This is a genomic window from Rhodococcus sp. 1163, assembly GCF_002091985.1.
Taxonomy (GTDB): domain Bacteria; phylum Actinomycetota; class Actinomycetes; order Mycobacteriales; family Mycobacteriaceae; genus Rhodococcoides.
Window position 1 is genome coordinate 161025 of sequence record NZ_MKKX01000024.1, and the last position, 25717, is coordinate 186741.

24 protein-coding genes, 1 tRNA gene and 1 other RNA gene are annotated in these 25717 nt (G+C 61.0%); 17 read left to right on the forward strand and 9 right to left on the reverse strand.

Going from position 1 to position 25717, the window contains the following annotated elements; genetic code table 11:
- Positions 1 to 42: 42 nt before the first annotated feature.
- The 6 genes from BJD99_RS11260 to BJD99_RS11285 all read left to right on the forward strand — a co-directional run bounded on the left by BJD99_RS11260 (position 43) and on the right by BJD99_RS11285 (position 5894).
- Entirely contained in the window at positions 43 to 1419 is a 1377-nt protein-coding gene (locus BJD99_RS11260) for an NAD(P)H-binding protein (protein WP_084346913.1), read from the forward strand.
- Positions 1420 to 1513: 94 nt separating this feature from the next.
- Positions 1514 to 1884, forward strand: a transfer-messenger RNA (tmRNA) gene (gene ssrA, locus BJD99_RS11265).
- 170 nt (positions 1885 to 2054) lie between these two features.
- Positions 2055 to 3695 carry a phosphoglucomutase (alpha-D-glucose-1,6-bisphosphate-dependent) gene (gene pgm / locus BJD99_RS11270; protein WP_084346914.1) on the forward strand — a complete coding sequence of 547 codons (1641 nt, stop codon included), beginning with the start codon at positions 2055 to 2057 and terminating at the stop codon, positions 3693 to 3695.
- Positions 3692 to 4918 (forward strand): MFS transporter, encoded by a 1227-nt coding sequence (locus BJD99_RS11275; protein ID WP_256895613.1) that lies wholly within the window; start codon positions 3692 to 3694, stop codon positions 4916 to 4918. Before pgm ends, BJD99_RS11275 begins: the two co-directional genes overlap by 4 nt.
- 54 nt (positions 4919 to 4972) lie before the next feature.
- Positions 4973 to 5725 (forward strand): thioredoxin domain-containing protein, encoded by a 753-nt coding sequence (locus BJD99_RS11280; protein ID WP_179142291.1) that lies wholly within the window; start codon positions 4973 to 4975, stop codon positions 5723 to 5725.
- A gap of 96 nt (positions 5726 to 5821) precedes the next feature.
- Positions 5822 to 5894, forward strand: a tRNA-Ala gene (locus tag BJD99_RS11285).
- A gap of 144 nt (positions 5895 to 6038) precedes the next feature.
- Here BJD99_RS11285 and BJD99_RS11290 read toward each other — a convergent pair.
- Both BJD99_RS11290 and BJD99_RS11295 read right to left on the reverse strand, forming a co-directional pair.
- Complete coding sequence (locus BJD99_RS11290) at positions 6039 to 6386, reverse strand: Lsr2 family protein (RefSeq protein WP_084346915.1); 348 nt, start codon at positions 6384 to 6386, stop codon at positions 6039 to 6041.
- A gap of 175 nt (positions 6387 to 6561) precedes the next feature.
- On the reverse strand, positions 6562 to 8268 hold the full coding sequence (locus tag BJD99_RS11295; RefSeq protein WP_084346916.1) for an FAD-dependent oxidoreductase: 1707 nt from the start codon (positions 8266 to 8268) through the stop codon (positions 6562 to 6564).
- A 255-nt stretch (positions 8269 to 8523) separates the two neighbouring features.
- Between BJD99_RS11295 and BJD99_RS11300 the strand changes: the two genes are divergently transcribed.
- Positions 8524 to 9564: an N-acetylmuramoyl-L-alanine amidase gene (locus tag BJD99_RS11300; protein WP_084346917.1), complete on the forward strand. Its 1041-nt coding sequence runs from the start codon at positions 8524 to 8526 to the stop codon at positions 9562 to 9564.
- 11 nt (positions 9565 to 9575) lie between these two features.
- On the forward strand, positions 9576 to 10631 hold the full coding sequence (locus BJD99_RS11305) for a GTP-binding protein (RefSeq protein WP_084346918.1): 1056 nt from the start codon (positions 9576 to 9578) through the stop codon (positions 10629 to 10631).
- Between the two features lie 21 nt (positions 10632 to 10652).
- Here BJD99_RS11305 and BJD99_RS11310 read toward each other — a convergent pair whose 3' ends face one another.
- Genes BJD99_RS11310 through glp form a run of 3 tightly spaced genes read right to left on the reverse strand, consistent with a single transcriptional unit; the run spans position 10653 to position 13245 of the window.
- Positions 10653 to 11066 carry a molybdenum cofactor biosynthesis protein MoaE gene (locus tag BJD99_RS11310; protein WP_084346919.1) on the reverse strand — a complete coding sequence of 138 codons (414 nt, stop codon included), beginning with the start codon at positions 11064 to 11066 and terminating at the stop codon, positions 10653 to 10655.
- Positions 11063 to 12061: a bifunctional molybdenum cofactor biosynthesis protein MoaC/MoaB gene (gene moaCB / locus BJD99_RS11315; RefSeq protein ID WP_084346920.1), complete on the reverse strand. Its 999-nt coding sequence runs from the start codon at positions 12059 to 12061 to the stop codon at positions 11063 to 11065. The genes BJD99_RS11310 and moaCB overlap by 4 nt, the downstream gene beginning before the upstream one ends.
- On the reverse strand, positions 12058 to 13245 hold the full coding sequence (gene glp / locus BJD99_RS11320) for a gephyrin-like molybdotransferase Glp (RefSeq protein ID WP_084346921.1): 1188 nt from the start codon (positions 13243 to 13245) through the stop codon (positions 12058 to 12060). Before glp ends, moaCB begins: the two co-directional genes overlap by 4 nt.
- 174 nt (positions 13246 to 13419) lie before the next feature.
- Between glp and moaA the strand changes: the two genes are divergently transcribed.
- Together moaA and BJD99_RS11330 are read left to right on the forward strand one after the other, a co-directional pair.
- Complete coding sequence (gene moaA, locus BJD99_RS11325; protein ID WP_084346922.1) at positions 13420 to 14526, forward strand: GTP 3',8-cyclase MoaA; 1107 nt, start codon at positions 13420 to 13422, stop codon at positions 14524 to 14526.
- Positions 14519 to 14761 carry a MoaD/ThiS family protein gene (locus BJD99_RS11330; protein WP_084346923.1) on the forward strand — a complete coding sequence of 81 codons (243 nt, stop codon included), beginning with the start codon at positions 14519 to 14521 and terminating at the stop codon, positions 14759 to 14761. The genes moaA and BJD99_RS11330 overlap by 8 nt, the downstream gene beginning before the upstream one ends.
- A gap of 9 nt (positions 14762 to 14770) precedes the next feature.
- Here the strand turns inward: BJD99_RS11330 and nadE are convergent, their stop codons facing one another.
- The gene (gene nadE, locus BJD99_RS11335) at positions 14771 to 15616 is read right to left on the reverse strand and encodes an ammonia-dependent NAD(+) synthetase (protein ID WP_084346924.1); all 846 of its coding nucleotides are present in this window, start codon (positions 15614 to 15616) and stop codon (positions 14771 to 14773) included.
- 36 nt (positions 15617 to 15652) lie between these two features.
- On the opposite strand from nadE, the gene BJD99_RS11340 reads away from it, so the two are divergent.
- On the forward strand, positions 15653 to 16417 hold the full coding sequence (locus tag BJD99_RS11340) for a fructosamine kinase family protein (RefSeq protein ID WP_084346925.1): 765 nt from the start codon (positions 15653 to 15655) through the stop codon (positions 16415 to 16417).
- Here BJD99_RS11340 and BJD99_RS11345 read toward each other — a convergent pair.
- A complete protein-coding gene (locus BJD99_RS11345) occupies positions 16381 to 17007 on the reverse strand; it encodes a TetR/AcrR family transcriptional regulator (protein WP_084346964.1) in 627 nt (208 codons plus the stop codon). The two genes, BJD99_RS11340 and BJD99_RS11345, sit on opposite strands and share 37 nt — an antisense overlap.
- 104 nt (positions 17008 to 17111) lie before the next feature.
- On the opposite strand from BJD99_RS11345, the gene BJD99_RS11350 reads away from it, so the two are divergent.
- From BJD99_RS11350 to nrdF, 5 genes are all read left to right on the forward strand, one after another.
- The gene (locus BJD99_RS11350; protein WP_084346926.1) at positions 17112 to 17678 is read left to right on the forward strand and encodes an NAD(P)H-dependent oxidoreductase; all 567 of its coding nucleotides are present in this window, start codon (positions 17112 to 17114) and stop codon (positions 17676 to 17678) included.
- A gap of 513 nt (positions 17679 to 18191) precedes the next feature.
- Positions 18192 to 18425: a glutaredoxin-like protein NrdH gene (gene nrdH, locus BJD99_RS11355; RefSeq protein ID WP_084346927.1), complete on the forward strand. Its 234-nt coding sequence runs from the start codon at positions 18192 to 18194 to the stop codon at positions 18423 to 18425.
- 74 nt (positions 18426 to 18499) lie between these two features.
- The gene (nrdI, locus tag BJD99_RS11360) at positions 18500 to 18928 is read left to right on the forward strand and encodes a class Ib ribonucleoside-diphosphate reductase assembly flavoprotein NrdI (RefSeq protein WP_084346965.1); all 429 of its coding nucleotides are present in this window, start codon (positions 18500 to 18502) and stop codon (positions 18926 to 18928) included.
- 53 nt (positions 18929 to 18981) lie between these two features.
- Entirely contained in the window at positions 18982 to 21147 is a 2166-nt protein-coding gene (nrdE, locus tag BJD99_RS11365; protein WP_084346928.1) for a class 1b ribonucleoside-diphosphate reductase subunit alpha, read from the forward strand.
- Between the two features lie 151 nt (positions 21148 to 21298).
- A complete protein-coding gene (gene nrdF / locus BJD99_RS11370) occupies positions 21299 to 22261 on the forward strand; it encodes a class 1b ribonucleoside-diphosphate reductase subunit beta (RefSeq protein ID WP_084346929.1) in 963 nt (320 codons plus the stop codon).
- Positions 22262 to 22323: 62 nt separating this feature from the next.
- On the opposite strand, the gene BJD99_RS11375 is transcribed toward nrdF, so the two are convergent.
- Positions 22324 to 22797, reverse strand: coding sequence for an NUDIX domain-containing protein (locus BJD99_RS11375; RefSeq protein WP_084346930.1), 474 nt, complete (start codon positions 22795 to 22797; stop codon positions 22324 to 22326).
- Between the two features lies 1 nt (position 22798).
- Complete coding sequence (locus tag BJD99_RS11380) at positions 22799 to 23854, reverse strand: iron-siderophore ABC transporter substrate-binding protein (RefSeq protein WP_256895614.1); 1056 nt, start codon at positions 23852 to 23854, stop codon at positions 22799 to 22801.
- A 268-nt stretch (positions 23855 to 24122) separates the two neighbouring features.
- Here BJD99_RS11380 and ctaD point away from each other — a divergent pair.
- A partial coding sequence (gene ctaD, locus BJD99_RS11385; protein WP_084346967.1) for a cytochrome c oxidase subunit I occupies positions 24123 to 25717 on the forward strand: 1595 nt, incomplete at its 3' end.

Genomic DNA, 25717 nt, shown 5'->3' on the forward strand with positions numbered 1-25717 from the left:
CGATCCCGGTTGAATCACCTACTACGGGGGTATCAGGGGTTGATGACCGCCAACATCAACTCGACCCCGCTTCGCGTGCTTGTCACCGGAGCGACGGGCTATCTCGGAGGACGCCTCGCTCCGCGGCTTCTCGACGCCGGTTACACAGTGCGAGTGTTGGCGCGTAACCCTGACAAGCTGGACGGTGTTCCATGGGCAGATGACGTTGAGATCGCGCAGGGTGACCTCAACGATCGAGATTCTCTGAAGGCTGCGTTCGCGGACGTGGACGTCGTCTACTACCTCGTTCACTCGATGGGCTCGGTGGGCCACGACAATTTTGCGGACGCCGAGCGTGCCGGCGCGGAGAACGTCTCCGACGTCGCTGCGGAAAGCGGAGTGGGAAGAATCGTCTACCTGGGCGGATTGCACCCCACCGACGGCGAGCTGTCGGAGCATCTCCAATCGCGCGCCGAAGTGGGTCGTATTCTCATCGAATCCTCGGTCCCCACCCTGGTGCTGCAGGCCGGTGTCGTGATCGGTTCCGGTTCGGCGTCCTTCGAGATGATCCGTCACCTGACGAACCGTCTACCGGTCATGACGACGCCGAGATGGGTGCACAACAGGATTCAACCGATCGCGGTGCGAGACATGCTCCACTACCTCATCGGTGCTGCCGAGGCCGATCTGAAGGAGAGCCGAACGTTCGACGTCGGAGGCCCCGACGTCATGGAATACGGCGAAATGATGAACATCTACGCGGGAGTCGCCGGGCTGCGCCAGCGTCGAATGGTGGTACTGCCGGTTTTGACGCCGCGTCTCGCCGGCCATTGGATCGGATTGGTCACCCCGATCCCGCGCGGACTGGCCATGCCGCTCATAGAATCTTTGCAATTCGACGCCGTCGCACACGAAATGGACGTCGATTCGATCATCCCTCGACCTGCGGGCGGGCTGACTTCGTATCGCGAGTCCGTGCGTCTCGCGCTGCGGAACATCGAGGAGGGGGAGACCGAAACGACGTGGTCCGACTCCGACTCGGCGCAACCGTCCGATCCGCTGCCGACCGATCCGACGTGGGCCGGGGAGGTCGTCTATTGCGACAGTCGCAGCGTATTTCTCGGTAGTGGGCCGAGCGAGATCCGTAGTCGACTGCGAGGCGCTGTCGACTCGGGTGAATTGAAGGGTTGGCGTCGGGAGGATCGTGAAGAGGAAAACTCGGGTGAGGTGCGGTTGCGGTCTACCGCATCACTGCCTGGCGACGCGCGGATGCAGTACCAGGTCATCTCGGCGGGTGGTGGTACGCGACTCGAACAGCGAACCTACTTCTTCCCACGCGGACTCGCCGGGAGGGTGTTCTGGTACGGGTCTCTGCCGGCCCGCAAGGTCCTGTTGGGCCGTACGCTGCAGGCGGTTGTGCGGCAGGTCGACCGCGCCTGACACACCGCGGTTTGTATCGGGATGGGTATCGGGATGATTCTGCTCGGCGCACGCGTTACACTTACGAGCCGGAGCACAGTGCTTCGGAACATACGGGGCTGAACGGTTTCGACTTTGTATGTTGAGTCAGGGGAAGCGTGTCGGTGCAGGCGAGAGACCACCGTAAGCGTCATCGCAAAAATATAAGCGCCGATTCCAATCAGCGCGACTACGCACTCGCTGCCTAAGTAGCGACTGCGTGTCTGTCAGTCCGGGCTTGCCCTCGGTCCGGGTACTGGCATCAGCTAGAGGGCTTACCGATTCACTCGGCCACGGAGTGATGAGGAAAATCAAACAGTGGCTGGGATCGTCATCCCGGCTTGTTTGCGAGATCGGGAGATCCAAGTAGAGGCATAGCAGACTGCACACGGAGAAGCCCTGGCAATGCAGCAGAGGACCCGGGTTCGATTCCCGGCAGCTCCACGCACACGCCGGGCCGCTCGAGAGCATCAGCTCTGGAGCGGCCCGGCGTTTTTCTGTTTACCGTGCGCCGTTGCTCGATACGCGCCGACGGATCGCAGGTGCGCCGACGCGAATCATCGACGGGCAACTAGTGTTGTCTCCGGGTTTACTCGGCGACATGAAGGAGGCGCATCGTGGCGCACGAACGAGCTGGTTCCATTGCTCTGCCCGAGGATCTCGTCGATCTCGCGCAGCTGGTCACGGCCTACTACTCGCGTACTCCGGACATGTCGGATCCGGGCCAACACGTCGTTTTCGGGACGTCCGGTCACCGTGGATCCAGTCTGGATACGGCGTTCAACGAGGCCCATATTCTCGCAACGACGCAGGCGATCGTCGAATACCGCACGGCGCAGGGCATCACCGGTCCGATGTTCATCGGCCGTGACACGCACGCACTGTCCGAGCCTGCGTGGACTACAGCGTTGGAAGTTCTTGCCGCAAACGATGTTTCGGTACTCGTCGACTCCAGAGATCGGTACACGCCGACGCCCGCGGTCAGTCACGCGATTCTGCGCTACAACTCGACCGGATCCTCGGCCAAGGCCGACGGCATCGTCGTCACACCTTCGCACAATCCGCCGCGTGACGGCGGATTCAAGTACAACCCTCCGCACGGTGGTCCCGCGGACAGTGACGCTACGTCCGTGATCGCGGACCGTGCGAACGAGCTTCTGCGCGGTGGACTGGCAGGTGTGAAGCGTGCGTCGCTGGCGACCGCTCTGAGCACCTCGGTGGACAAATACGACTTCCTTGGAACTTATGTCGAGGATTTGCCGAACGTGGTGGACCTCGACGCGATCAGGTCGGCCGGGGTGCGCATCGGCGCCGATCCGCTCGGTGGTGCGAGTGTCGACTACTGGCAGGCGATCGCCGAGCGTCACAACCTCGATCTCACTGTCGTCAATCCGCTCGTCGATGCGACTTTCCGCTTCATGACGCTCGATACCGACGGAAAGATCCGAATGGATTGTTCGTCTCCCAACGCGATGGCGTCGTTGATCGCGGCACGGAACTCGTACGACATCTCCACGGGAAACGACGCCGACTCGGACCGCCACGGCGTGGTGACACCTGACGGTGGTCTGATGAATCCCAATCACTATCTGGCAGTTGCAATCGACTACCTCTTCACGCACCGGACCGGCTGGTCGCCGAGCTGCAAAGTCGGAAAGACTCTGGTGTCGTCTTCGATGATCGATCGTGTCGTCGCAGGCCTCGGCCGAGACTTGCTCGAGGTCCCTGTCGGATTCAAATGGTTCGTCCCAGGACTCCTCGACGGCAGTCTCGGATTCGGCGGCGAGGAATCGGCAGGAGCGTCGTTCCTGCGAACCGACGGGCGGGTATGGACGACGGACAAGGACGGCATCATCCTTGCGTTGCTCGCTTCCGAGATCACCGCTGTCACGGGCAAAACGCCGTCCCAGCGCTATACCGACTTCACCGCGCAGTACGGCAGTCCCGTATACGCACGGGTCGATGCGCCCGCTTCACGTGAGGACAAAGCCGTCCTGGCGAAGCTCTCTGCTGATCAGGTCACGGCAACCGAACTTGCGGGGGAGAAGATCACGGCCACACTGACGACCGCACCCGGCAACGGCGGCGCGATCGGGGGATTGAAGGTGACCACCGAAAGCGCGTGGTTCGCCGCACGTCCATCGGGCACCGAAGATGTCTACAAGATCTACGCCGAATCGTTCAAGGGCGAAGATCATCTCGCGCAGGTTCAGACCGCGGCGAGAGAACTGGTGTCGCAGGCACTCGACCGATCGTGACGGCTCCGAAACCTACCGACGGTGTGAAGGACGGCGCACTGCCGTCGGAGATCTGGGTGCTGATCTCGGCGAGCTTCGTGATTGCTCTCGGATTCGGCATCGTCGCACCGGTGATTCCGCAGTTCGCGACCGAATTCGGTGTCGGTGTAGTCGCTGCGTCAGCGGTCATCAGCGTATTCGCAGGGATGCGACTGGTGTTCGCGCCTGCCAGCGGTCTTCTGGTGCAGAAGCTCGGTGAGCGACCGGTGTACTTGACCGGTCTGCTGATCGTCGCCGCATCGACCGGTGCTTGTGCTTTCGCCCAAACCTATTGGCAGCTCCTGATCTTTCGAGGGCTCGGCGGCATCGGTTCGACAATGTTCTCGGTGTCGGCACTGGGACTTCTCATCCGAATGAGCCCGGCGAACAGCCGTGGACGTGTATCGGGGTTCTACGCGACGAGCTTCCTGATGGGATCCATCGGTGGTCCGCTCGTCGGCGGTGCGGTCGTTGGATTGGGTTTACGAGCGCCCTTCATCATCTATGCAACTGCCCTGGTCATCGCTGCTGCTGTCGTCTTCTTCAGCCTCGGCAATGTCGATTCGACCGAATCCGAGCACGATTCGTCAGTACCGATCATGTCGCTACGCGCTGCTTTGAAAGTGCCTGCCTACCGGGCCGCTCTTTCCTCGAATTTCGCCACGGGGTGGGCAGTGTTCGGTGTGCGCGTCGCGTTGGTTCCGCTGTTCGTCGTTGCAGTTCTCGACCGCTCGGCTGCGGTGGCTGCAGTGGCGCTGGCGGTGTTCGCCGTCGGAAATGCCCTCGTACTGATCACCTCCGGACGGCTGTCCGACGTCCGCGGGCGAAAACCGTTCGTCGTGGCCGGCCTCATCGTTGCCGGGGTGGGAACCGCCGCGATCGGTCTGACGGATGACGTGGTGCTGTTCATGATCGCCTCCTTCGTTGCGGGTTTCGGATCCGGTTTGATGACACCGGCGCAGCAGGCGTCGGTGGCTGACATCATCGGCTCCCGTGCACGCGGCGGCCCGGTTCTCTCGACATTCCAAATGTCGTCCGACGTCGGGGCAATCCTCGGTCCCATCGTCGCCGGAATGGTGGTCGAGTATTACTCCTACGGAACGGCCTTCGTGATGTCCGGGGCGATTCTGCTTGCGGCCGCGGTGTGGTGGATGTTCGTAACGGATACGGCGAGCGCGGCAAAAGCAGCTGCCCGTAAGCAATGAAGTACTCGCGGTGCCTGACGCCTCGGCTGGGTAGCACTCCGTACTATTTCCACCGTGAGCCAAAAACGAACATCGAGTGCGAAGTACACCCCACAACCGACGTCCAGTACCTCTACGTACGTTCTGGCCGCGGTGGCGGTACTCGTGGTCGCTGTGGTCGTGGTCGTGGCGGTCATGTGGCAGCGCGGCAGTGACACCCCGCGTAACGACGGTTACGGCACGGTCAAAAATGCAAATGTGGAATTGACGGTTCTGCCCGATGGTGTCGTCCAGCTGGCAACCGCAAATGCCGCGCCGGTGGTGGATCTGTTCGAAGATCCGATGTGCCCATTCTGCGGTGATCTGGAAGTCAAGCACGGCCAGGAGTTGGCACAGAAGATCGACGACGGTGCGGTAGCGGTTCGATATCACCTGGTTGTGCTTCCTCAACTGGACGCTTCTTCGGCGAGCGGGAGTTATTCGAGCCGGGCGGTTGCTGCATCGCATTGTGTCGCCGCATCGGAAGACGCCATTGTCTATTCGGCATTTCACGCAGGCCTGTTCGGCGCAGAATTTCAACCCGAAGAAAACGGTGATTCCGACCGGACCGACACCGAACTCGCCGACCTCGCCCAGAAGAGTGGCGCAGGAGAGGCGTCGACGCAGTGCATTCTGTCCGGGGCGATGACCGATGTCGCCGCAGCAGACGCGGCGAGCGCCCGCGAGGCCCTGTCCGCGGCAGGTGCAGCCGGAACCCCCGGTGTTCTCGTCGATGGTCAGGTCGTCGATGCTCTCCGCGACTCGTCCTGGATCGAATCGATCGGCTGACCGAACATTTCCGGTTCCAGCAGCGGATTTGTAGCAGTATGCGGCCATGGTGTAACTTCGTTCGAGCAACCGCAAAACAGCGCGGCTGTGAAGTACGGGGCTATGGCGCAGCTGGTAGCGCACCACACTGGCAGTGTGGGGGTCAGGGGTTCGAGTCCCCTTAGCTCCACCGAGTTCGTCCTGAAAGAAGTACACGCAAGCCCTGACCGGTGATCCTGGTCAGGGCTTGCGCTGTTTGTGGCGATGAACGAAGAAAATGGGGGCCACCTCGTGGTGGCCCCCATTTACTTGCCCAGACGTGCCGCAGCCCCGGTCAGTGGGCAGCGTCGAATGCGTTCTCGACGTCCGAGGGAATTCGGCCTCGAGCCGAAATGGTGTATCCGTTGGATTTTGCCCACTCGCGGATAGCCTTCGTCTGATTGGCATCGCGCTTCTGGCCGGACGAGGTGGAACCGACGGCCTTCTTGACCCGCTTACCGCCGACACGGGCCGAGTGCTCGATGTAGTAATCGAGCTTGCGGTGGAACTCTTTGGCGTTTTTGTCGCTGAGGTCGATTTCGTAGCTGACGCCGTTGACGGAATAGCTTATGTGCTCTCCGCCGGAGTCGATCGGCTTGTCGTCGATATCGTCGACCAGTTGAACATAAACTTTCTTGGCCATTCTGGAGGTCTCCAATGATCAATCGGGATGAATCCGCGTAGAACTCAGGAAACTATACGACCGAACACGCGAATAATCCATGTCAGCGACTGTGTATCGGAAATTCATGTATTCGACTGTCCAGTAGGAATCTACGATATCGACGAAACAAGTTCTCGGCGCCGGATAGTTGGAATCAGGAAAGATCTGTACTCGGAGGCTGAGCTGCGAGCCTCATCTCGTCCAAGCCCACGAACTTCACGCGAGGACGCCCGGTGTCTTTTCCAGCCGAAACCTCTGCTTTGTCGATGCGTGCCCAAGCAGGAAAGTCGAGCGCGTCGGGCGCTTTCTTCTCCAGCAACAGGTCGAGTTCCGCTCGATCCGCGCGGGCATGCGGAAGACGGTCAGCAGCTATGTCTTCGAGAAGGCTTCGAACGGTCTCGGCTGCACACTTCTTGTTGGTTCCGATCACGCCGGTGGGCCCGCGCTTTATCCAGCCCGTTGCATAGGTTCCGGATACCGGCTCGCCTGAATTGTCGATCACGCGGCCTTCTTTGTTGGGAATCACGCCGACACCGGAATCGAACGGCACGCCTGGTATCTCGCTTCCGTGATAACCGACCGAACGCAGAATCAGACCGGTGTCGAGCATCTCTTCGGTCGAGGTTCGCTCGGCTTTCACCGTGCCGGACTCATCGGTTCGAAGCTCATTGTGTATCAGACGAACAGAGGTGACCGACTCTTCTCCGAGTATCTCGTCAGGGGAAACACAGAAACGGAGCACAATGCGCTTCCGGTTCTGGTCGGATCCTGCGCCTTGGCCGTCTCCGGCTGCAATTTCGCGAGCCAGTTCTACCTTCAACGCGATGGAGGGTTCGGCGGTGCCTGCTTCCAGCGCTGCCAGTGTGGTGGCATCTGGTTCGGCTTCGTCGGCTGACAACACGATGTCGATGTCGGCAGCATTCATCAACCCGATCAATTCGGGATTCGTGTATGCAGCCTGGGCGGACCCGCGTCGACCCAGAACTACCACCTCGCGGATCTTGCTGCCTCGCAAGGCCTCCAGCGCGTGGTCGGCGATATCGGTATTCTCGAGTTCGGCCGGCGAAACCAGCAGAACACGAGCGATGTCGAGGGCGACGTTTCCGTTGCCGACGAGGACTGCTCTTTCGCTGCTCAGGTCGTAGCTGCGGTCGGCGTAGTCGGGGTGGCCGTTGTACCACCCTACGAATTCGGCTGCTGCGTGAGAGCCGGGAAGATCTTCCCCTGGAATCCCGAGACGTCGATCGTTGGAGGCACCCGTCGCGTAGATGACCGCGTCGTGGTGTTCGAGAAGTTCTTCGTGAGAGATATCGGAGCCGATCTCGACGCCGAGATGGATCCGTACCGACTTCTTGCCGCCGACCGCGCGGAAGAGATCGGTCACTGCCTTGGTGCCTGGATGATCGGGTGCTACGCCGGCCCGAACCAGCCCGTACGGGGTCAACAGGCGGTCGTACATCTCGACCTCGATACCGCGGATGGACGCGAGTTCGGTGGCGGCGTAGAACGCCGCAGGGCCTGATCCGACGACGGCAATTCTTCGGCCCGTGAAGTCGACGCCTTTGAACGGCGAAGCAACCGCGTTGTACCCACTGCTCTGCATCGGGTGAAATTGGAAGTAGTTGGCATTTATCCCGAGGTATCGCTCTTGCTCGGGCTCCAATTCGTGGTCGGCGCGGATGGCGTCGACGGGGCATTCGTCCACACACGCACCGCAGTCGATGCAGGTATCCGGATCGATGTGCAGCATCTCCGAGGTCATGAAGCCAGGTTCGTCCGGCGTGGGGTGAATACAGTCGACTGGACACACATCGACGCATGATGCGTCGTTGCAGCAGGGTTGAAGAATCACGAACGTCATGAACCTGTTCTACCGCGAGACGCACCACTCCGTGGCCGGTTCACTACTCCTACTGCAACGGTTAGGTGTCGACTTGCTCACATTCCGCTTGCGGATTCGGATCAGCCGGTATCGCGCGACCATGACGAGCTCACCTTCTGCTTCACTTGTGACGAAAGTGTCTGCTGTTGCTGGTGTGTGCCACAGAGGCTGCTGATTCGCAATGTGGAAGGGGAGTGGCACGCTCGACTCCGTCAGAGTGTGCCCAACTGCTTGATGAATAGAATCTCCATGCTCGGCGTGCTGTCCGCAGGTGTGATGGCCGGCGCGCTGATGATCCCTGCAACAGCGTCGGCTGCCCCATCGGGCGTAGAGCTCGACGGCAAGACGGTCTTCGTGGATCCCGGTCACCAAGGCGCCGGCCACGCCGAAGATCTGACTGCGCAGGTCGACGACGGTCGCGGTGGCACCAAGGACTGCCAGACAACAGGGATGACCACCGTCGACGGAGTTTCCGAACACACCATCAACTGGAACGTCGCTCAGCTGGTGAAATCGAGTCTGGAAAGCCTCGGTGCCTCGGTCGTCATGAGCCGCGCCGACGACTCTTCGTGGGGCGGTTGTGTCGATGATCGAGCACGGGCGGCCAGTGCGTCCGGAGCGGACGTCGCTGTCAGCATCCATGCGGACTCGACGGCGGTGGGCACCGATGCCGACAAGCACGGGTTCCACCTGATCGTTCCCACGCTCCCCATTCCCGACGTAGCTGCCAATGCCGCCCAGTCGGACGGTGGCCTGGCCGCATCGAACCTGATGCGCGACGCGTACGAGCGAGCCGGGTTCAGTGCGGCCAACTACGCGGGGGTTGTGGACGGACTGCAGGAGCGGTCCGACATCGCCGGGCCTGCGCTGACCAGTGTGCCTTTGGTTTTCGTCGAGATGGGAAACGGCTCCAATCCTGATGACGCTGCTGTGCTCGAGAGCCCGGAGGGGCAGCTGAAGCACGCCATCGCTATCTCCACCGGGCTGATCGACTATCTTCTCGGCCCTGACACCACTGTTGCGGCCTTACCAGTGGAGGGACCGGGCGCACCGTCAGACTCGGCCACGGCGACCCCTGCGGCAGGTAAGCCGAAGCTCGAAGCCGCCCCGAGTTCGACCGGGGGGAGTCCGCTCGCGCGCCTGCTCGCCGGGATCGCGCCGTACGTCGATTCCGTCGGGATCGACGGATTGTCGGATCTGGTGACCGACGACAACGTTCGATCGGTGTCGAACTTCGCGCAGGGCCTGCTGAAGCGGATGCTCGCAACCGAGTAACCTCACGATTCGTGGCGCGCGCACTCGGAGACCGAAGGATTCCCGTAATTCTCGTCTCGGGATTTCTCGGCGCAGGCAAGACGACGTTGCTCAATCACCTGCTTCGCCACAATCGAGGAATTCGCATCGGAGTCATCGTCAACGACTTCGGCTCCATCAATATCGATTCGATGATGGTTGCCGGTCAAGTCGATTCGATGGTGGCCCTCGGTAACGGGTGCATCTGCTGCGCCGTGGACATCGAGGAGATGGATTCGATGTTCGACCTTCTGTCCGAGCCCGCGAGGGCGCTCGACGTGATCGTCGTCGAGGCCAGTGGCATTGCGGAGCCGAGAAGTCTCATTCGAATGGTGCTGGCCAGCAACAATTCTGCGATCGTCTACGGCGGCCTAGTCGGAGTCGTCGATGCAGTCGAATTCGGCGGCACCGTCGAACGGCATCCCGAGATCGAACAACACCTCCGCCTCGCAGACCTCGTGGTACTCAACAAGACCGACCGACTCGACGATGCCGAGACGGCTGCGGTTCTCGATAGTGTCCGCGAGAGAGTCGGAGACGTCCCGATCGTGGTGACCAGACATGGCCGCGTCGACGCAGCGTTGCTTTTCGATGTTCCGACTCGGGCTGACGATAGAAGCTCGGCACGGCAATTGTCGTTCGACGAGGTGCTGTACGAGGACGAGGATCCAGGCGATCACTCGCGGCATCTGCATGCCGCCTATACGACTACGAGCTTCGAGACCGAAGAGCCGATGGACCCGCGCCGCTTCATCGAGGTGATGGAGAATCCGTCGGGAGAGGTCTACCGTGCCAAGGGTTTCGTGTATTTCGGTGTGGATGGCTACGCGGGAAAATATGTACTCGGTACGGTCGGTCGGCACATCCGACTCGAATCGACCGCGTGGGGCCGCGGCGAGCGAAGAGCGACCTCGCTGGTGTTGATCGGAACGGATATCGACGAAGAGTTGGTCGAGGTCCGCCTGCTCGACTGCATCCGCCGGGCCGGGGACCCGACCGATCGACCGGCGATGCTGCCGGTTCATCGATACACGCCGAATCCAGCGTGAACTGGCGCTCCGATGCAGCAGTCAGAGACCGACCCATTCCGAGGTACCGGTGGCGAAATGCTGACGCTTCCAGATGGGAACTTCGGACTTGATGCGTTCTACGAGCGTGGCGCACGTCGCGAAGGCCTCCGCGCGATGTGGGGACGCGACCGCGGCGACGAGCGCGATATCGCCGACGACCAGGTCCCCGACGCGATGTACTGCCGCGACGGGCAACCCTGACTCCGCCGCCACTTCCGCGCAACAGGCGCGGAGGAATTTCTCTGCATCGGGATGCGCCTGATATTCGAGTGCGGAGACGGCTTGTCCGCCATCGTGATTGCGCACCACACCGCTGAAGAGTACGACTGCGCCGTGCTCCGGCCCGGAGACTGCGGCCTCGACGATGTCGATATCGATCCTATTCTTCGAGATCTCTGCCAAAGGCTCGTTCACGGCAATTCGCCTTCCTGTGTTTCGGCATGCAGACCATCACCGGCAACCTGCGCGAGCAGATGGTCGAGGATCGGCCCGAGAACCGAGAGTCCGTCCTTGACGCCCCCGGGTGACCCAGGCAAGTTCACGATGACGGTCGTTCCTGCAAGCCCGGTCAGTCCACGACTCAATGTCGCATGAGGAGTGACGGTGGTCCCCTTGGCCCGAATCGCGTCGGCGATCCCGGGGAGTTCGCGATCGAGAACTGCTCGCGTCGCCTCCGGAGTGGCATCGGTCGGTGATACGCCCGTACCCCCGGTGCTGATCACCAGTGACGGCGCACCGGTCAAGGCGTCGTCCAGGCCGGATGCGATATCGGCGTCGGCAAATACCAGCGGCCCGCGAACAGTGAACTCACGCTCCTGCAACCACCGCACTATCACCGGTCCAGTGGTGTCTTCGCGGGTACCTCGCGCACCACCTGTCGACGCGACGAGTACAACAGCAGATCTAGTTCCAGCGCTGGGTGTTTCGTGGTCCTTCTCGACGCCCCTAGACCATCGCCCATGTTTTCCGCCCTCTTTGCTCAGCAGGCGCACATTGTTCATGGTTGCGGACGGGTCGACGGCCTTGACCATGTCGTGCAGGGTGAGACCGGCGACTGCGACGGCCGTCAGCGCCTCCATTTCCACTCCCGTCGGACCGGTGGTCTTCGCCGTTGCCTCGACAGTGATCGTCGTGTCGGTGAATCCGAAGCGCACATCCACCGAAGACAGTGCCAGTTGATGGCACAGCGGTATCAGCTCCGAGGTCTTCTTGGCCCCGGAAATACCCGCGATTCGAGCCGTGGCCAACACATCTGCCTTCGGCATTCCATCAGCGCGGACGAGGGAGACAACTTCGGCAGTGGTGACCAGTTCGCCTGCAGCGACTGCTATTCGGGTGGTGTCGGACTTGTGTGACACGTCGACCATGCGGGCGCGGCCTTCGGAATCGACATGGGAAAAACTTGTCATAACGGCACCACTGTCACTTCGGACCCTGCGGTCATCTCGGTCACTTCGACGGGCACATCCACCAACACGTCTGCCCATGCCATCGCGGCAACGAGGTGCGAACCTGCTCCGGCGATCAATGTCACGGTTTCTCCCTCCAGCTTCCCTCTCGAAAACTGCCGTTTGCCTGCGACGGAGGTGACGTCTGTCGCCAACTTCGCCACCCGGGTCGGCACCGGCGGTAAGCCTGCAGCGTCACGAAGCACATCACGTGCGAACACCAGAAACGAGACAACGGTGCTCACTGGATTACCCGGAAAGTTCAACACGGGAACGCCGTCGACGACGGCTGTACCTTGAGGTCCGCCTGGCTGCATCCGTACCGGCCCGAATTGTCCGCCCAGTGGGAGCAACACATCCTTCACGACCTCGAAATCGCCCATGGACACCCCGCCGGAGGTGATGATGAGCTCGGATTCGGCGGCGGCAGCGGTGACGATTCGAGTAAAGTCCGCAGGCTCGTCCGAGCTGCGGTGTACGCCCGTGACTTCGGCGCCGTTGCTCCGAAGATGAGATGCCAGTGCGATGCCGTTGGAATCGAAAATTTGGCCGAGCCGAAGCGACGAGCCCGCCTCGACGAGTTCGGCGCCGGTGGTGATCACGGCAACTCGTGGACGACTGCGAACCTGCGTGTGAGACAAGCCGACTGCGGCAAGGACTGCAATGTGACGAGGTTCGAGAAGCTGGCCTGCGTGGATCAGCGTGGTACCGGCGATGACGTCGCTGCCCTGCTCGCGAATGTAGTCACCGGGTTGCCGGGACACCTCGATCGTGACGGAATGCTCGTCACCCGCAGTCGTGTGCTCGACGGGCACGATGGTGTCCGCACCTTCCGGGACCGGGGCGCCGGTCATGATCTTGACGCTGGTCCCGGGTTGCACTGCACTCGGCCCCGTCGCTCCCGCGGCCACTGTGCCCGCAACCTCGAGGGTCACCGGAACCGTGGTGATCGCCGACGAGTGGACTGCGTATCCATCCATCTGCGAATTCCTGAACAGTGGAAGATCGACCGGCGAAGCGACGTCGGCGTAGGCCACACGGCCCAGTGCATCGCTCAGCAGGACCGACTCCGCGGTGCGTGTCTTCAAGGGATCGAGTAGGCGTCGAACGTGAGCGGCGTGGTCCTCGACCGAGGCCGCGCTCATGCTCCGCTCGCCTTCGGGGCCGACGTGGCGCGGGTCTTCATATAGTCGATCCTAGGCGTGCGTGTTTTCGAAATTGGAGACGGCCGAGGCCCCCCGTTCTGTGAGGAACGGCATACTGGACCACGTAGCGTTGTCGGAGCGAGGATTCGCTCTAGTTTCACGAGGAGGGTGCACATGACCGTCAGCAGTGTCGTCGGACTCGGTATCCCCTCGGTGAAGGGCCCCGAATCTTCCAATAACGCCGAATCTTCGAAGAGCCCTGCGGTGTTCTCGGTGGACGACCGGCCCGAGGTACCGGTTCTGATAGACCGGTTCGGCCGGGTGGCGCGCGATCTGCGGGTGTCCATCACCGAAAAGTGTTCGCTCCGTTGTACATATTGCATGCCTGAAGAAGGTCTGCCTGTCATTCCGGCCGAGAACCTGCTCACTGCCGAGGAGATCGCGCGAGTAGTATCCCTCGCGGTACATCGGCTCGGGGTCGAGGAAGTGCGCTTCACCGGGGGTGAACCGCTGATGCGGGCCGATCTGACCGACATTCTCGCCCGATGCGCACAGCAAGTGCCCGGCATTCCTCTTGCGATGACCACCAACGCCATCGGTTTGGAGCATCGGGCGGAGAGCCTCGTCGCAGCCGGACTGAGCCGAGTCAACGTCTCGCTCGATTCCATCGACCGCGCGCATTTCGCCGAACTCACCCGACGCGATCGTCTGCCGTCCGTCATGGCGGGAATCCGGGCAGCGAAGCGAGCCGGGTTGAACCCTGTCAAAGTGAACGCCGTACTCATGCCGGAGACGCTGCACGGTGCAGGCGACCTGCTCGAGTGGTGCCTGAACGAAGGCGTGGCCCTTCGATTCATCGAGCAGATGCCGCTAGACGCCGATCATGAATGGGCTCGTTCCAACATGCTCGACGCGCAGCAACTGCTCGATGTGCTCTCCACCCGTTTCGACCTGACCGAGGTCGGTCGCGAGGATCCGTCTGCGCCGGCCGAGGAGTGGGCAGTCGACGGAACCGACGCCACCGTGGGCATCATCGCGTCCGTCACCAGGTCGTTCTGCTCCGACTGCGATCGAACTCGGCTCACCGCCGAAGGAACAGTGCGGTCGTGTCTGTTCAGCGACGAGGAAACCGACCTGCGGGCGGCCATGCGCGGGGGAGCAACCGATGACGAACTCGCTGCACTGTGGCGGGGCGCAATGTGGAACAAATGGGCAGGACACGGAATCGACGCCGAAGGTTTCGTTCCTCCGACGAGAAGTATGGGAGCTATAGGTGGTTGAGGTTCGTTACTTCGCCGGTGCGGCGGACGCGTCGGGATGTGCCGTCGAGACTTTCGATCTGCCCGTGGGCAGCGATCTCGCGGCGTTGAAAGCTGCGGTAGCTCACAGGCACGGCGGAAAGGTGGCCGATGTTCTGCGCGTGTCTGCGTTTTTGATCGGTGACGATCTCACGCGCGATCCCACCGCGACGTTCGGTGACCGAGTCGACATCCTGCCACCGTTCGCAGGCGGCTAGCCCGAGGGCTCAGTTCTCGGTGGTCCACCAATCGTCGAACGGTGTGACGGGAACCGCGCGCTTGTGCCTGGAGTTCAAGAACATCCTTTCCAGTTTCTCGGCAACCTCCTCGGTCACGTCCTTGCCTTCGAGGTAGTCGTCGATTTGCGCGTACGTCACACCCAGGGCCTCCTCGTCGGGGAGTGCTGGACGATCGTCCTCCAAATCCGCAGTGGGCACCTTCTTCCACGTGCTCTCCGGTGCATCGAGTTCTCGCAGCAGCTCGGCCCCCTGACGCTTCGTCAGTCCGGTAAGAGGTGTGATGTCCACTCCGCCGTCGCCGAATTTGGTGAAGAATCCGGTGATCGCCTCGGCAGCATGATCAGTGCCGACCACGACGTAGCCGAGTTCGCCTGCGAGTGCGTATTGCGCCACCATGCGTTCGCGAGCCTTGATATTGCCGCGCACGAAGTCGCGAACCTCGTCGTTGCCCAGGGCGTCCGCCACCGAGGCGGCGGCTGCGTCGGCCGATGCTTTGATATTGACGGTCACGGTCCGGTCGGGATCGATGAACGACAGCGCGATGGATGCATCGTCCTCGTCGGCCTGCACACCGTAGGGGAGACGCACAGCAAGAAATCCGGCTTCGGCGCCTTCGCTGCGAAGTTCGGTGACCGCGCGTTGAGCCAGCTTTCCGGTCAAGGTGCTGTCCTGACCGCCGCTGATGCCGAGCACGAACCCTGTGGCAGGTGTCGAACGGAGGTAGTTCTTGAGAAAGTCGACGCGTCGGGTGATCTCGGAGGCAGGGTCGATGGTCGACTGGACCGCGAGTTCACGTTGGATTCGAGTGCGCAATTCCGAACGGATGAGAGACATCACGCCATCTTAGGTGCGCTCCGTACACTGCACGTGATGACAGCGAAGACCTTTTCGAAGTCCGATCGCAGTGCCCACCCTGACTTCTTCGCAGCCGAGGCCGCCGGGCTTGCATGGCTACGGGCGGGCGGCGGCGCGACCGTCGATGTGCTGGACGTCGGACCGACACATATCGATCTGGCCCGACTGGATCTCGGATCGCCGACGCAGGCCGCGGCCCGCGCGTTCGGGGCTGGGCTTGCCACCGTTCACAGTAGCGGAGCTCGTGGGTTCGGTTGTCCTCCAGATGGTTTCGATGGTCAGTTATTTATCGGGGCAAGGCCGATGTCGAGCGTCGAGCACCCGTCGTGGGGCTCGTTTTACGTCGAGGAGAGGGTTCGTCCGTTCCTGCGGGTAGCGCTGGAGGTGGGAAACGTGACGCAGAGTCAGGCGGCTGATATCGAGCGTGCGTGTGAGCGAGTTCGTGCGGGCTGTGTCGACGACGGCGAGCCGCCGAGCCGCATTCACGGAGATCTGTGGACCGGAAACGTCATCTGGACCGATTCCGCCGCGGTGATGATCGATCCGGCAGCGCACGGCGGCCACCGTGAAACCGATCTGGCAATGCTGGAACTGTTCGGCTGTCCACTTCTGACGGACATCGTCGACGGCTATCAGTCGGTGTTTCGACTGCGCGAGGGCTGGGAGACGCGTATTCGGTTGCACCAGTTACACCCTTTGGCCGTGCACGCAGCGGGACACGGCCCGTCGTACGGTGCGGCACTTCACCGTGCTGCGGAGGCGGTGGAGCTGCTCTCCTGACGGGTTGCTCGACGGACCAGGTCTTCCCAGCCGTCGGCAAGCCGTTGCTTCGACATGCCGAGGTCGCGGAATTGGTGCAGGACGAGTGTTGCTTCGAGCGGTGTCAGGAGTCCGTAAGCGAGGAGTTCGAGGTCGCCCTCCATGTGGGCAGTTCGGAGGAGGTTGAGAACGTGCGTGTAGTTGACCCTGTGTGCAGGTGCGGAATATCGCAGTTCAGGTGAGTTTTCGGCTGCGCGCATGACCTCTCCTTGGACTTCGACGAGGTTCAAGCGGGCGCGCCCGAACGCGACCAATCGGTCGATCGGGTCTGCCCCTGGGCCCAGCGGTGGGGGACCGAACAGGAAGCCGTGTTGCAGCTCCTTCTCGGTGTGGTCGACCAACGCTTGCATGAGTCCGGATCGGCTTCCGAAGCGGCGGAAAACTGTGCCTTTGCCCACACCGGCTCGGGCGGCCAGTGCGTCCATCGTGACAGCGTCCGCCCCGACTGTGGCGACGAGTTCGGTGGCCGCGTCCAGTAAGAGGCGGCGGTTACGTGCGGCGTCGCAGCGCTCGGTTTCCTCGCCGGCGATGGGGAGCATGAAATCGGTCACAAGCGACACCATACCTGCTCCCGGAACAGAAGTGGACCGGAGTCCGCTTGCGATGGTAGGAATGCACTTACACCCGCAGTCCAACTTCCGAAGGAATTTCTTTCATGTCGCAAGCGCACTTACTCGTTCTCGTCGGCAGTCTTCGCGTCGACTCCGTGAACAAGCAGATTGCAGAGACCGCCGCCGCGCTCGTGCCCGAGGGTGCCGACGCGCTCGTGTACGAAGGACTTGCGGATGTGCCGTTCTACAACGAGGACCTCGACGTCGAGGGCAAGGTGCCTGCGGCTGCACTGAGTCTGCGTGCAGCAGCCGAGGGGGCCACCGCGTTTCTCCTCGTCACTCCTGAGTACAACGGCACCATTCCCGCGGTCTTGAAAAACGCCATCGATTGGCTGTCTCGTCCGTATGGGGTGGGTGCCGTACAAGGAAAGCCGGTTGCTGTCATTTCCGCCTCGCCGAGCGGTAACGGAGCCAAGTGGGCTCATGACGACACCCGTAAGTCGGTCGGCATCGCGGGCGGAAAGGTTCTCGAGGACGTCGTGCTCACCATCGGCGGCACCATGGACAAGTTCGGTTCCGCGCATCCCCGTGAAAACGCAGAGGTGTCGGCACAGATTTCCGCTGTGGTGGCCGAGTTGGTCAAGGCATCGCACGAGCTCGTCGACGCCTGATTCGAAGCGCGCCGATCCCGGAGCGAACTGCTCGGTGGAGGCGTCGTGGCCGAGCCCCCGAATGTTGTGTTCGGGGGCTCTCTGCTGCCTACGGGTCGCAGATTTCACCCTTCGGGTGCAGCGTGTCGACTTGCGGTTGCATGGACGGCTCTTTGGCGGCTGCGCGGCGTATGCGCACCAGGAAAAGTTGTGATGCACGACACGCCGAAGGGCCTCGACTTTTGGTCCATCTCGAGAGCGTGACCAGCGAATGTCATGCATGTTGTTCGCAACATCTCGTGTTCTAGCTATAAGTCGGACACTAGGTGTAGTGTCTGAACAACCGAGAGGCCACAACGCTCCCCGCCAAGAAAACCGGTACGGAGCCCGTGAAATCCCGCTCGGAACTGCTCGAATCCGGGTTCGTATCCGGAATCGACACACAGACGAAAAAGAAGTCCGAAAAGCTATTCCGCAGTGCATCACGAGCATCTCGGTGAACTCCGCGATGCTGGACAGTGAGAAGGGAACCCCATGAGCGTCACCGTCTACACCAAGCCCGCTTGCGTTCAGTGCAATGCCACCTACCGCGCCCTCGACAAAGAGGGTATCGAGTACTCGATCATCGATATTTCACAGGACACCGAGGCCCGTGACTACATCATGGCGCTCGGCTACCTGCAGGCGCCGGTCGTCGTTGCCGGCGACACTCATTGGTCGGGATTTCGCCCCGATCGCATCAAGTCGCTCACCGCAAGCGTTGCTTGAACAGAAGACGGAGATGAGCAGGTGTGACGTTCACCGGTCTCGATTCGGCTCGGCTTCCTGCCTCGACGCACCCACTGGTGTACTTCTCCAGTGCGTCGGAGAACACTCATAGATTCGTCACCAAGTTGGATCTTCCGTCGAGTCGGATACCGATTCACCGGCCGGACGAATTTCGGGTGGATCAGCCGTACGTTCTGATCGTCCCGACCTACGGCGGTGGCACCACATTTGCCGGCCGTGACACCAACTACGTTCCCAAGCAAGTGATCAAGTTTCTCAACGACAAGCACAACCGGTCCTTGATCAGAGCAGTCATCGCAGCTGGTAATACCAACTTCGGTGACTCGTTCTGTTTTGCGGGCGATGTCATCTCACAGAAGTGCGCTGTTCCTTACCTTTATCGCTTCGAACTGATGGGGACCCCCGAAGACGTAGTTCGTGTTCGGGACGGTCTCGGCGATTTCTGGGAGCGGGAGTCGCGACGAGCGGCGCACACCTACTGACATCAGTACGAGTTCAGCAGTACAAGACGCACGAAGAAAGTGGAGCACCCGCCGTGGCACCGACAATCACCGATACAGCACCCGCCCAGACAACCGTCCGCGCGGATGGTGATCTGGACTATCACGCGCTGAACGCGATGCTGAATCTGTATGGCCCCAATGGGGAGATTCAGTTCGAGAAGGACCGCGAAGCGGCCAACCAATATTTCCTGCAGCACGTCAACCAGAACACCGTGTTCTTTCACGATCTGGATGAAAAGCTGGACTATTTGGTCGAGGAAAACTATTACGAGGCAGAGGTTCTCGATCAGTACTCCCGCGAGTTCGTCAAGTTCCTCATCAACCACGCCTACTCGAAGAAGTTCCGCTTCCCGACGTTCCTGGGTGCATTCAAGTACTACACCTCGTACACGCTGAAGACGTTCGACGGCAAGCGCTACCTGGAGCGGTTCGAAGATCGCGTCTGCATGGTTGCCCTGACTCTCGGTGCAGGTGACGAAGCCCTTGCCACCGATCTGGTCGACGAAATCATCGCAGGCCGTTTCCAGCCCGCGACTCCCACTTTTCTCAACTCCGGTAAGAAGCAGCGCGGCGAGCCGGTTTCGTGCTTCCTGCTGCGCATCGAAGACAACATGGAATCGATCGGTCGATCGATCAACTCCGCACTGCAGCTGTCCAAGCGCGGCGGTGGAGTTGCGCTGCTGCTCAGTAATATTCGTGAAGCCGGCGCGCCGATCAAGCGAATCGAGAATCAGTCCTCGGGTGTCATTCCGATCATGAAGCTGCTCGAGGACTCCTTCTCCTACGCGAACCAGCTCGGTGCGCGTCAAGGTGCAGGCGCTGTGTACCTGCATGCGCACCATCCCGACGTCTACAAGTTCCTCGATACCAAGCGCGAGAATGCGGACGAGAAGATTCGTATAAAGACGCTCTCACTCGGAATCGTCATCCCGGACATCACGTTCGAATTGGCGAAGAAGAACGAAGACATGTATCTCTTCTCGCCGTACGACGTCGAGCGGATCTACGGGGTGCCGTTCGCGGACATCAACGTCAGTGAGACGTACTACGAGATGGTCGACGACAAGCGGATCCGCAAGACGAAGATCAAGGCACGCGAGTTCTTCCAGACGCTCGCCGAGCTGCAGTTCGAATCCGGATACCCGTACATCATGTTCGAGGACACCGTGAATCGGGCCAACCCGGTGAAGGGCAAGATCACTCACTCGAACCTGTGCTCGGAAATCCTGCAGGTCTCGACCCCGTCGACATTCAACGACGATTTGTCGTACAGCCACGTCGGCAAAGATATTTCCTGCAACCTCGGCTCGCTGAACATCGCCAAGACAATGGATTCGCCAGATTTCGGCAAAACCATCGCAGTGGCAATCCGCGGGCTCACGGCCGTGTCCGATCAGACTCACATCTTCTCGGTTCCGTCGATCGAGCAGGGGAACAACGACTCTCACGCAATCGGCCTCGGCCAGATGAACCTGCATGGATATTTGGCGCGCGAGCGGATTCACTACGGATCCACCGAGGGCATCGACTTCACGAACATTTACTTCTACACCGTGGTATTTCATGCCATCCAGGCGTCCAACCAACTCTCGATCGCGCGCGGTGAATACTTCAAGGGTTTCCCGGACTCCAAGTACGCATCGGGTGAATTCTTCGACAAGTACACCGACGAGGTCTGGGAGCCTGCCACGTCCCGCGTCGCCGCGTTGTTCGCCGACGCCGGTGTGCACATTCCGACGCAGGCCGACTGGTCCGCGCTGAAGGCGTCGGTGCAAGAACACGGCATCTACAACCAGAACCTGCAGGCAGTACCGCCGACGGGATCGATCTCCTACATCAACAACTCGACCTCCTCGATCCACCCGGTTGCCTCGAAGATCGAGATCCGCAAGGAAGGCAAGATCGGTCGCGTCTATTACCCGGCGCCGTACCTGAACAACGACAACCTGGAGTTCTATCAGGATGCGTACGAGATCGGGTACGAGAAGATCATCGACACCTACGCTGCGGCAACGCAACACGTCGATCAGGGGTTGTCCTTGACGTTGTTCTTCAAGGACACGGCCTCGACCCGCGACATCAACAAGGCGCAGATCTACGCATGGCGTAAGGGAATCAAGACTCTGTACTACATCCGCCTTCGTCAGATGGCGTTGGAAGGCACCGAGGTTGAAGGTTGCGTGTCCTGCATGCTGTGAAGCTTTCGTTGTCGTAGACCTTGTGTGTACCTGTCGGATACGCACAAGGTCTACCGCGCACATCTTGTGCTGAGGTTCAACTCTCGCCACAACAGGTAGTGTTCAGGTAGGCCAATATTGGCAGTGTTACACCGGTAGTGAAGGAAGCATCGTGAAACTCATCGATCGTGTCTCGGCCATCAACTGGAATCGCGTCCAGGATGACAAGGACTCGGAGGTGTGGGAGCGCCTGACCAGTAATTTCTGGCTGCCGGAGAAGGTGCCGGTTTCGAACGACATTCCGTCGTGGGCGACGCTGAATGCAGTCGAGAAGCAGTTGACGATGCGGGTGTTCACCGGGCTCACTCTGCTGGACACGATCCAGGGGACAGTCGGAGCGGTCAGCCTCATTCCCGACGCGATCACCCCGCACGAAGAAGCTGTCTACACGAACATCGCGTTCATGGAGTCGGTGCATGCGAAGAGCTACAGCTCGATCTTCTCCACACTGAGTTCCACGCGAGATATCGACGACGCGTTCCGGTGGTCCGAAGAGAACGTCAACCTGCAACGTAAGGCCGAGATCGTCCTGAAGTTCTATCACGGTGACGATCCACTCAAGCGAAAGGTCGCGTCGACCCTGCTCGAGTCTTTCCTGTTCTACTCGGGCTTCTACCTGCCGATGTACTGGTCTTCACGAGCCAAGCTCACCAACACCGCCGACCTGATCCGGTTGATCATCCGTGACGAAGCTGTGCACGGCTACTACATCGGATACAAGTATCAGCGGGGTCTGGAGAAGGTCACCGAAGCCGAGCGCGAAGAACTCAAGAACTACACGTTCGAGCTGCTGTTCGAACTGTACGACAACGAGGTCGAGTACACCCAGGATCTCTACGACGAGATCGGGCTCACCGAGGACGTCAAGAAGTTCCTGCGATACAACGCGAACAAGGCACTGAACAACCTGGGATACGAAGGGTTGTTCCCGAAGGACGAAACCGACGTGAACCCAGCCATCTTGTCGGCGCTCTCACCCAACGCCGATGAGAATCACGACTTCTTCTCGGGCTCGGGCTCGTCGTATGTCATCGGTAAGGCAGTCAACACCGAAGACGACGACTGGGACTTCTGACCTAGGGACGGTGTGGTGTGTTCGGCAACCGGACGGTAGCCGAACACACCACACCGGGTGCATCAAGTACGAAACCAGGCCTCCACCGAGTCGTCGAGTGCTTTGTCGATTCGCAAACGTGAAGTCTCCGAGAGGGTTTCCGGTAGCGCGTCGGACGCGAACCATTCCACTGCCAAATTTTCGTCGTCGGCGACGTACGCTTCCCCTCCAGTGCGGCGGGCTAGGAAAGTGAGATCGAGGTACTGCGCTTGGTCGCCGTTCGGGTAAGTGATCGGCCCGGTGACGTCGACGCTCGTCAACCGAATCAGTTCCGCATCGATCCCGGTCTCCTCGGTGATCTCGCGTAGTGCCGCGGGTCCGGGTTCTTCGCCGGGTTCGAGAATGCCCGACACCACTGCCCAGAGGCCGTTGTCGCGTCGCCTCGTGAGGAGTATCCGGTCGTTTTCGTCCAGGACGACTGCGCTGACGCCGGAGAGCCAGAGCGGGGCCGTACCCACTCGTCGCCGGAGCGAGAGGACGAACTCGGGTACCGGCACCTCAGGAAGCGTATGCGTTGAGGGAGTTCTGCACGTCCGCAAGAATCGCCCGCGCCGCGACGATGCCGCTCCCGGACCACACTGTGTCGTCTACGGCGAACACGCGGCCGTCCTTCACCGATCCGAGCTCGAGCCACGGATCGCTGCGCAGGACCTCGGTTCCGAACGATTCGCCCTCTTCGCCGTCGAAGCGCACGTAGACGATGTCGCCTTCTGCCGCGAGCAGATCGTCGGGCGCGACGGTGACTTCACCATCGCGTTGGGCGGGTGGGCGCTGAACGCCGATCTCCGCGAGCACCTGGCCGGCGAAGGACGTCGTGGAATCGGTGACGATGGAATCGGGAAGGAAACGCACGACGGAGGCTTGGGTCTGGGTGGCATCGATGTCGCGGCCGGCCCGCTGAGCGTCGGCACTGAATCGAGCGAGTTCGTCGAATCCGGTCCGACCACGTCCGAGGGCAGCAGCCGATTGCAAGAACGTGCCCTTCCAACCATCATCGGAGCTCGTGAAGACGGTGGGTGCGATATCGCTGAGAGCCGCGTAAGTATCCCGGCCCAGTGAATCGGACCCGATGATGAGGTCGGGGGCGAGAGTGGCGACCGCGTCGATGTTCGGAGCGCCGAGAGTTCCGACGCTCGGAACTCTCGCGATGCCCGGTCCTAGATACAGCTCTTGGTCACCGTCTCCACGAAAGTCGGGGTCGAGCGTCGACGCGCCGACGACTCGTTCCCAGACGCCCACCGCGCAGGTGGCATCGAGCGAGGCTGCGTCGAGCACCACGATGCGCATGGGGTCGGCCGGAACGTTGCTTATTCCTTCGCTGTGGCCGACCGGTCGTACCGATCCTTCTATGCCGGTCGGATCGAGCGGAGCAGGCTCGGGGCATAGACCAGCAGTCTTGCGGTCGTTGCCGACCACACCAGCTCCGGCGATATTGGTCGTGCTCCGGACAATGGTCGACGCGTCGTCCGAGGACGAGGGGGGAGTGGAGCACCCGGCTGTGAACAGGGCGACGCCGATGGCCAGAATCAGCCCGGCGCGCGGAGTCGAAGTCACGGTCGACAGGCCTGAGGTAGTGGACAACTCGTGCGTTTCCTAACGGGAGTGGGATGCGCTCACACCTTATCGGTCCGCAGCCGTCGGCCCCTTCACATGGTTGTGTGCGCGTGGATTGGTTTCGTTGTTCGGAGGTTCGTACAATCGAATACGACACACGGTAGGACCGGTTCGGCGCTGCTCTGTGGGACGGTCTACGATTCGTGGAGCGCAAGACACCAGGACGTCGCCTCGTGGTTCGAGGTACGACGCGCATTCAGGAGGATCAGTGACTGCCCTAGCGCCTAGGCCCACTCCCGCTGTGGAAGCGGTGAGGCCTTTTCCGCCGCGGATGGGACCCAAGGGTTCATTCGTTCACAAGGCGGTGACGACGACAGATCCCAAGGTGTTGGGGATCATGTACATCGTGACATCGATTGCGTTTTTCCTTGTCGGTGGCTTGATGGCGTTGCTCATGCGCGCCGAGCTGGCGGTACCGGGGATGCAGTTCCTGTCGAACGAGCAGTACAACCAGCTGTTCACCATGCACGGCACGATCATGCTGTTGCTCTACGCGACACCGGTCGTGTTCGGCTTCGCCAACTACATTCTGCCGCTGCAGATCGGTGCGCCGGACGTGGCGTTCCCGCGGTTGAATGCTTTCTCGTATTGGCTCTACCTGTTCGGTGCGTTGGTCGCCTCGGCAGGATTCATCACCCCCGGTGGTGCTGCTGACTTCGGTTGGACCGCATACACCCCGCTCTCGAGTGCATTGCATTCGCCGGGTGTCGGTGCAGACCTGTGGATCATGGGTCTCGCGATCGCTGGTCTCGGCACCATTCTCGGTGCTGTGAACATGATCACGACGGTCATCTGCTTGCGGGCGCCAGGTATGACGATGTTCCGGATGCCCATTTTCACGTGGAACATCTTGGTCACCAGCATTCTGATTCTTCTTGCTTTCCCGTTGTTGACGGCGGCACTGTTGGGATTGGCAGCCGATCGACATCTCGGTGCGCATCTGTTCGACCCGGCGACCGGTGGAGTGTTGTTGTGGCAGCACTTGTTCTGGTTCTTCGGCCACCCCGAGGTGTACATCATCGCGTTGCCGTTCTTCGGGATCGTGTCCGAGGTGTTCCCGGTCTTCTCGCGTAAGCCGATGTTCGGATACACCACCTTGATCTACGCAACGATTGCCATCGCTGCTCTCTCGATCGCGGTGTGGGCCCACCACATGTACGCCACGGGTGCGGTGCTGTTGCCGTTCTTCTCGTTCATGACGTTCTTGATCGCGATTCCGACCGGTGTGAAGATCTTCAACTGGATCGGCACTTTGTGGCGAGGTCAGGTGACACTGGAAACCCCGATGCTGTTCGCATTCGGCTTCTTGATCACGTTCCTCTTCGGCGGTCTCTCCGGTGTCCTGCTCGCCAGCCCGCCGATCGACTTCCACGTCACCGACACCTATTTCCTGGTGGCGCACTTCCACTACGTGGTCTTCGGCACGGTGGTGTTCGCAACGTTCTCGGGCATCTACTTCTGGTTCCCGAAGATGACCGGCCGGATGATGGACGAGACGCTGGGCAAGTGGCACTTCTGGCTCACGTTCCTCGGCTTCCATGGCACTTTCCTGGTCCAGCACTGGCTCGGTAACGAGGGCATGCCGCGTCGCTACGCCGACTACCTGGCCTCCGATGGATTCACCACGCTGAACATCATCTCCACCATCGGTGCGTTCGTGCTCGGTGCTTCGACACTGCCGTTCGTATGGAACGTCTTCAAGTCCTATCGCTACGGCGAGGTGGTCACCGTGGACGATCCTTGGGGCTACGGCAACTCGCTGGAATGGGCCACATCATGCCCACCGCCGCGGCACAACTTCAC